This window comes from Planktotalea arctica (assembly GCF_002105285.1).
GTDB lineage: Bacteria > Pseudomonadota > Alphaproteobacteria > Rhodobacterales > Rhodobacteraceae > Planktotalea > Planktotalea arctica.
This window is the reverse complement of sequence record NZ_MUHR01000008.1, coordinates 105,910-112,774: the sequence shown is the minus strand read 5'-3', so window position 1 is coordinate 112,774 and position 6,865 is coordinate 105,910. Positions and strand designations below refer to the sequence as shown.

Genomic DNA, 6,865 nt, shown 5'->3' with positions numbered 1-6,865 from the left:
TCCGAAGTGAATGTGTAATTCTGCCGTGTCATGGGATAGTGCTCCAATGGGTTAAATCCGTCACGTCAGGAAGCCGTTGTGACAGGTGAATAAGGGCCTACGCCCGCTCGGGTCTGGCGTCAATCCTTACGCTTCGCGTAGGGCGGAAGTGTGACTGCGAAGAGGAGAAGCAAGGCAATGAGCGCAGGAATATCGCCGAAGCGCGAATAAAGGGTCTCTGGCGCGCGCGCCGGTAGGGCGGTATCAATATACCCTGACGTGCCAAGGGCAATACTTTGCAGCACACGGCCATGGGCATCGATCGCAGCGGTGACGCCTGTATTGGCGCTGCGCAGCAGCGGCAGGCCTTGCTCGATTGCGCGAAACCGCGCTTGAACCAGATGCTGATAAGGACCGGACCATGTGCCGAACCAGGCGTCGTTGGTGACGTGCAGCAGGAAGCGGGGACGCCCCGCTGGGCTCTGCATTTGATGGGGAAACACCGCCTCGTAGCAGATCAGCGGCAGCGCAGTGCCGAGTGCGCCGAGGTCGATCAACTCTGGCCCCGCGCCGGCATCAAAGCCGCCGACCGCTTCGGTTAGCGTGCCCATGCCAAGTCGCGTCAAGAGCGCGCTAAATGGTAGATATTCACCGAAGGGCACCAGATGGTGCTTGTCATAGATGTGCCCGATCGTGCCATCGCCCTGCAAGAGCGCGAGACTGTTGAAGGCGCGCATGCCCTCGTAGCGCTGCGCACCGATGAGAACCGGCACGCCACCTGCGGCGCGCGTGATATGGGCAAGCGTGTCTTCAGCATCGTTGAGCCAATTGGGCAGGGAGGTTTCGGGCCAGACGATCAGATCTGGTTTGGGTGTGGCGCGGCTCGCTTCGATTTGGCGATTGAAGAAGGTCGGCGCATAGGCGCGGTCCCATTTCTGGTGTTGCGGCGCGTTGGGCTGGGTCAGGCGAATGATGGGCGCGTCCTGCGCTGTTTCAGGCGCTTGGCCGAGGCGTAGCGCGCCCAGAAGCGCGAGTGCGATAAGCCCCGTGAGCGCCAGCACAGTTCCTTTGCGCGCGCCCCATAAGATTGGCAGAGCTACAAGCGCGAGCGTGAGCGCGCCAAGCCCGTGCGGTCCGCTCCAAGCGGCGATTTGCGCCAGCGGCGTGTCGATCCAGGCGTAGGCCTGCAAACCCCAAGGGAAGCCGGTGAAAACAGTGCTGCGGGCATATTCCGCCAGCGGCCACAGCGCGAGGATGCTTGCGGGCCTGCCTAGGCGTGCGGCACTCCAGAACGGCGCGGCCCAGAACAGTGCAAGGCCGCTTGCCATAAGTGCGAGCGCAAAAGGTGCCATCCAGCCGGTCGCGGCGACATCCACCAGAAACGGCTCGATGATCCAAGTGAGCGAGGCGGCAAAATAACTTGCGCCAATACTCCAGCCGCACCAAGCGGCGCGGCGCGGGGTTTGGGCTTTGGTTAAGATCCAGACCGAAAGGCCAAGCCCCACAAGCACCATTGGCCAAATACCCAGTGGTGCCTGCGCGGCGGCCAAGCTCAGCCCTGCAAGAATGCAAAGTGCAAAGGTTCGCCGCGAGGATGTCACCGCTTATTCGGCAGGGGGCGGCGCGAGGCGCACGCGAAGGCGCTTGATCCGGCGTGGATCGGCGTCGATCACTTCGAATTCATAGCCTGCGGGATGGCGAACGACTTCGCCGCGTGCGGGCACATGACCCGCCAGCATGAAAACCAGCCCGCCGAGGGTGTCGATTTCCTCCGCGTCGATTTCATCATCCTCGGTCAGATGCAGGCCGATTGCGGCCTCGAACTCATCTAGCGGCGCTTTGGCCTGCACCAGATATTGCCCCGATTTTTCCAGCGTCCAAAGGTCGGCCTCTTCTGTGTCGTGCTCGTCCTCGATTTCTCCGATGACCTGCTCGATCAGATCCTCGATCGTGACCAGCCCGTCGACGCCACCGTATTCATCGATCACCAAAGCCATATGACGCCGCTCTGTCTGCATTTTGGTGAGCAGAATGCCGATAGGCATGGAGGGGGGCACGAAGAGCAAAGGACGCAGCATGGCTTGCAAATCGAAGGCCGGGCCGTTGCTGTTGAAGCCGTGCAGAAGCGCGAAATCCTTCAAATGCGCGAAGCCAAGCGGCGAATCCAGCGTGCCGTCGTAAACGGGCAAGCGCGTCATGCCGCTATCGCGGAACACACGGAGCAGTTCGTCCTTATCCGCAGTGACGGGGACGCAGATGATATCAGCCTTGGGTATGGCCACATCTTCAATGCGCATGCGGCGCAGATTGATCATGCCATGGGGCTGCGCACGCGGCGCGCTTTGTATCACGGTGGCTTCGGAGCCGCCGTCCTGTGACGGGCTGAGCGCCGAAATAACGCGAGAGAAAAAGCCGCTGTCCTTCTCGGACGGCTCGGGTGAGGGTGTGGTTTGCTCTATGAGCTGCGCGCTTGGCGCTGCGATAGAGGAGCCGGTCGTGTCGCCCATGGCGCGCTGTAATCCTTGTATCATTGAGGCGTGTTACGCCAGATGGGGTTAATATGGGCTTTCTATACCCAAAGTGCCAAGTATCGCGACTTCGGTTTCTTCCATCAAAGTGGCATCAAGGTCACGGATATGGTCAAACCCGAGCAAATGAAGCGTGCCGTGCACAATTAAATGCACGGTGTGGTCATGCAATGTCTTGCCCGCAGCACCAGCTTCGCGTGCGCAGGTGTCATAGCTGATCGCGATATCGCCAAGTTCGGCCTCCATCGGCAGCAGCGGTTTATCCGGCGCGGCGCCCTCGATCTTGCTTGCGCGGTCATCGGAGGGCCAGGACAGCACGTTGGTCGCCGATGGCTTGCCGCGAAACTCGGTGTTGAGCGCGGCGATGCGTTCGTCATCACAGGCTAGTACTGCGATTTCAAACGCACTCGGATCAAGCGAGAGATGAACGAGGGTGGCGCGCGCGGCGGTTTCGGCCAACGCGCCCAGGCCAAGGACGCTCCAGCGTTCGTCCTCGATAAGTATATCTGTGAGCATATTGGCTAACCGGCCGGGGGCCAGCCCCCGGACCCCCGGAGTTTAGAGGCAAGATGAAGCGACATCAGAGTTTCTTGCGGGCGAGCATCGCCTCGTGATCGGCTTCATAGGCTTCGATGATGGCAGCGACGAGCGGGTGGCGCACGACGTCCTTGGAGGTGAAGTAATTGAAGCTGATCGAAGGGATCGTGTTCAGCAGGCGCTCTGCATCTGCGAGACCGGAGGGAACGCCGCGCGGCAGATCGATCTGGGTGCGATCGCCGGTGATCACCATGCGCGAGCCCTCGCCGAGGCGGGTGAGGAACATTTTCATCTGCATGGTTGTGGCGTTTTGCGCCTCGTCCAGAACGACGAAGGCATTTGAGAGCGTGCGACCGCGCATAAAGGCCAGAGGCGCGATTTCGATGCGTTTATCCTCGAGCAGTTTGGTCAGTTGCTTGGCGGGCAGAAAATCGTTCAGCGCATCATAGAGCGGCTGCATGTAGGGATCGACCTTGTCCTTCATGTCACCGGGCAGATAGCCGAGCTTTTCGCCCGCTTCCACCGCAGGGCGCGACAGAATGATCTTGTCCACATGACCGCCGATAAACATCGACACTCCGACTGCGACGGCAAGGTATGTCTTGCCCGTGCCCGCAGGGCCGATGCCGAAGGCGAGTTCATTGTCAAAGAGCGATTTGATGTAGGCTTTCTGCGCATCAGTGCGCGCCTCGACCAGTTTCTTGCGGGTCTTGATCTCGATATGATCGTGCTTGAACATTTCGCCCTGATCTGCGCTGCCGTCCTCGGCATCGGCGCGGCGCGGGGTGAGCCCCATGCGCAATTCACGGTCGATATCAGCAGCTTCGACGCTCTTGCCCGCTTCGAGCCGCGCATAGAGGGTGCCGAGCACTTCGATAGCAGCGGTGCGCGCCTCGGGCTCGCCCATGATTACAAGCTGGTTGCCGCGCCGGATGATCTGGACCTGTGTGCCAGTCTCGACCTGAGCGAGGTTTTTGTCAAACGCGCCGCATAGATCGATCAACAGGCGGTTGTCGGGAAACTCTAGCTTGGCTTCGATGGCATTGGGCAGGTCCGGGGATAGGGTGGTCGCGTTCACGCAGCGCTCCTTTATAGCATGTGCCGTTTCATATAGTGCGGCGGCGGACGTAAAAAAGCCGCAGGTGCATGACCTGCGGCTTGAAGCGTTTTATGTACGTGGGCGATGATCAGAGTGGATCGCCAAAGATGCTTGTCGCACCGCCTTTGAATGGGCCTGTGGCCACGTTGGCGGGGGCGGCACCAGAGCAGACCGGCTTGCCGTATTTATCGAGGCGTGCGGAAAGATATCCCTCGACGCCATCATCGATGATCCAGTGATCACAGCCGTTCGGGTCAACCCATATCCCAGCGCGTAGCTGACTGAGGTCTTTGCTGTCCGTGCCACGATCGCTCCCTTTGTCGGGGCCGATCTGGCCACCTTCGCAGGCTGCAAGCGCGGACACGGCAACAATCGCGAGGGTCAATTTTGCGAGTTTCATTTTATCTTTCCTCAGCGAATGCAGATGATTTCGACGCGGCGGTTTTGTGCCATGCCGTTACGTGTGCCGTTGGACGCACGTGGCATCCGCTCTCCATAGCCGCGGACATCGGCGACGCGGGCTCCGGTGCTTTGAGCGACGGCAGCAACGGTTGCAGCGCGGTTATACGACAGACGCATGTTATAGTCGTCTGAGGCGCGACTGTCGGTGTGACCTGCGATGATGTAGGCTGAAGCGCTCGCACTTTGAAAGAAGTTAGCAAGCTGCTGGCGGCCAGAGGCACTGATGTGATGGCTGTTGGTCGCAAAGAACTGATCGGAGTTCATAACTCCGCAGACATTTCCACGGCGGCAGACCGGGATGCCCTGACGGGTTGTGTGCGGTGTCATATAGCCCTCGACACCGTCGTCCATGACCCAGTGCTCGCATCCATCCGGATCAACCCAGATATTTGGAATGTAACGCTCGCCCAGAATGGTGCGCGTGTTGCCAGTTGCGGCGCCCTGGATAGCTGTCGCTACACCCTGAACGCTACCGTATTGTTGCGTACCGTATTGCTGAGCGATCGCTGCGCCACTGAGGGTGATGACACCCAAGCCGGCAATAGCTGCACTTTTGACAACGATACGAAGTGCTTTGGATAGTAAATTAACCACAGCCATGTCCTTCGTCCTTAATCCCCCCAGAGCCATACCATATAAGCGGTGTGTTAGCTCTGCATCCCACTAGATATTGCATAGCATACCAAATCTTTAGTCTGTGTGAAGCGCAATGTGTTCCGAAAGTAGTATCAAATTGGGGCGTTTACCGACAAATTTGGCTTGGAAGGGACTTATCCACAGGTCCCGCGTGACCACGGCAAGTGTTGGACGTGTTCGATAGACAGGGCTAGGGCCGTGCGATTCGCGTATCAGCGCGCGCATTTCAAGGGCCCACGCGATGATTATTTGTGATGAGGTTAAGGGTGCAAGGCCTGCTTCAGGCCATCACACCATTGCGCCGGCGAGCGAATTACGCACGGCTTCGGTGATGCGCGCTTTGACCAGATCGCCGGGCTGCGCGGTGCAGTCATTTATATGCACCGCGTGCAGATATTCGGATTTACCGACCATTTGACCGGAGTCGCGCCCCGGTTTTTCGAGCAGAACAGTGACCTCGCGGCCTACCATGCTTTGCTGGATTTCCATTTGCTGGCGGAAGATCAGCGCTTGCAGGCGTTGCAGGCGCTCGTTTGCCTCTGCGTCGTCCACCTGCGCGCGCTCGGCTGCCGGCGTGCCGGGGCGCGTAGAATATTTGAACGAATAGGCATAGCCGTAGCGCACCTCTTCGATCAGATCGAGCGTGGCTTGAAAATCTGCCTCGGTTTCCTCGGGAAAGCCAACGATGAAATCACCGGACATAAGAATATCCGGGCGCGCTTTGCGAATGCGTTCGATCAGTCGCAAATAGCTCTCCGCCGTATGGGAGCGGTTCATGCGTTTAAGAATGCGGTCCGAGCCGGATTGCACGGGCAAATGCAAATAGGGCATGAGCTTGGAGCAATGTTCATGCGCCTCGATCAAATCGTCCTGCATGTCGTTGGGATGGGACGTGGTGAAGCGGATACGCTCAAGCCCGTCGACCTTGTCCAATTCCCAGATAAGCTGGGCAAGGCCCCACTCGTTCCCGTCGATCCCAGCGCCGTGATAGGCGTTGACGTTCTGGCCGAGCAGGGTGATTTCGCGCACGCCGCGCTCGACCAGATCCTTGGCTTCATCGACGATGCGCTGCACGGGGCGGCTGGATTCCGCACCGCGTGTGTAGGGCACGACGCAGAAGGCGCAGAATTTATCGCAGCCTTCCTGCACGGTCAGAAAGGCGGTTGGCGCGCGCCGCGCTTTGGGGCGGTTTTTCAGGACTTCGAATTTATCTTCGATCGGGAAATCGGTATCAAGCGCCTTTTCGCCGCGCCGTGTCTTGGCTTCCATTTCTGCAAGGCGGTGATAGCTTTGCGGGCCGACGACCAGATCGACGGCAGGCTGGCGGCGCATGATCTCGCGGCCCTCGGCCTGCGCGACACAGCCTGCGACGCCGATCTTGAGATCGGGGTTGTTCACCTTATGCGCCTTCATGCGCCCGAGTTCGGAGTAGATTTTCTCGGCCGCCTTTTCGCGGATGTGGCAGGTGTTGAGCAGGATCATATCCGCATCATCGGGGGTTTGCGTCGTGACATAGCCCGACGCCTCGAGCGCCTCGCCCATGCGTTCGCTGTCATAGACGTTCATCTGGCAGCCATAGGTCTTGATAAAGAGTTTCTTAGTCTCGGCCATGATAAGGTGCCCC

Annotated in this window: 7 protein-coding genes and 1 riboswitch; all 7 genes read right to left on the bottom strand. The window is 59.3% G+C overall.

What is annotated here, in order from left to right; all coding sequences use genetic code 11:
* Window positions 1-39: 39 nt before the first annotated feature.
* Window positions 40-88: riboswitch (SAM-SAH riboswitch) on the bottom strand.
* A gap of 31 nt (window positions 89-119) precedes the next feature.
* The 7 genes from lnt to miaB all read right to left on the bottom strand — a co-directional run bounded on the left by lnt (window position 120) and on the right by miaB (window position 6,852).
* The gene (gene lnt / locus B9P63_RS10180; protein ID WP_245830621.1) at window positions 120-1,529 is read right to left on the bottom strand and encodes an apolipoprotein N-acyltransferase; all 1,410 of its coding nucleotides are present in this window, start codon (window positions 1,527-1,529) and stop codon (window positions 120-122) included.
* A gap of 54 nt (window positions 1,530-1,583) precedes the next feature.
* Window positions 1,584-2,486, bottom strand: a complete 903-nt coding sequence (locus B9P63_RS10175) for a hemolysin family protein (RefSeq protein WP_085308471.1) — start codon at window positions 2,484-2,486, stop codon at window positions 1,584-1,586.
* A gap of 48 nt (window positions 2,487-2,534) precedes the next feature.
* The gene (gene ybeY / locus B9P63_RS10170) at window positions 2,535-3,023 is read right to left on the bottom strand and encodes an rRNA maturation RNase YbeY (RefSeq protein ID WP_085308470.1); all 489 of its coding nucleotides are present in this window, start codon (window positions 3,021-3,023) and stop codon (window positions 2,535-2,537) included.
* A gap of 64 nt (window positions 3,024-3,087) precedes the next feature.
* On the bottom strand, window positions 3,088-4,122 hold the full coding sequence (locus B9P63_RS10165) for a PhoH family protein (RefSeq protein ID WP_085308469.1): 1,035 nt from the start codon (window positions 4,120-4,122) through the stop codon (window positions 3,088-3,090).
* A gap of 109 nt (window positions 4,123-4,231) precedes the next feature.
* Entirely contained in the window at window positions 4,232-4,543 is a 312-nt protein-coding gene (locus B9P63_RS10160) for a hypothetical protein (RefSeq protein ID WP_085308468.1), read from the bottom strand.
* 11 nt (window positions 4,544-4,554) lie between these two features.
* Window positions 4,555-5,205: an OmpA family protein gene (locus tag B9P63_RS10155; protein ID WP_085308467.1), complete on the bottom strand. Its 651-nt coding sequence runs from the start codon at window positions 5,203-5,205 to the stop codon at window positions 4,555-4,557.
* 324 nt (window positions 5,206-5,529) lie between these two features.
* Complete coding sequence (gene miaB, locus B9P63_RS10150; protein ID WP_085308466.1) at window positions 5,530-6,852, bottom strand: tRNA (N6-isopentenyl adenosine(37)-C2)-methylthiotransferase MiaB; 1,323 nt, start codon at window positions 6,850-6,852, stop codon at window positions 5,530-5,532.
* Window positions 6,853-6,865: the final 13 nt, after the last annotated feature.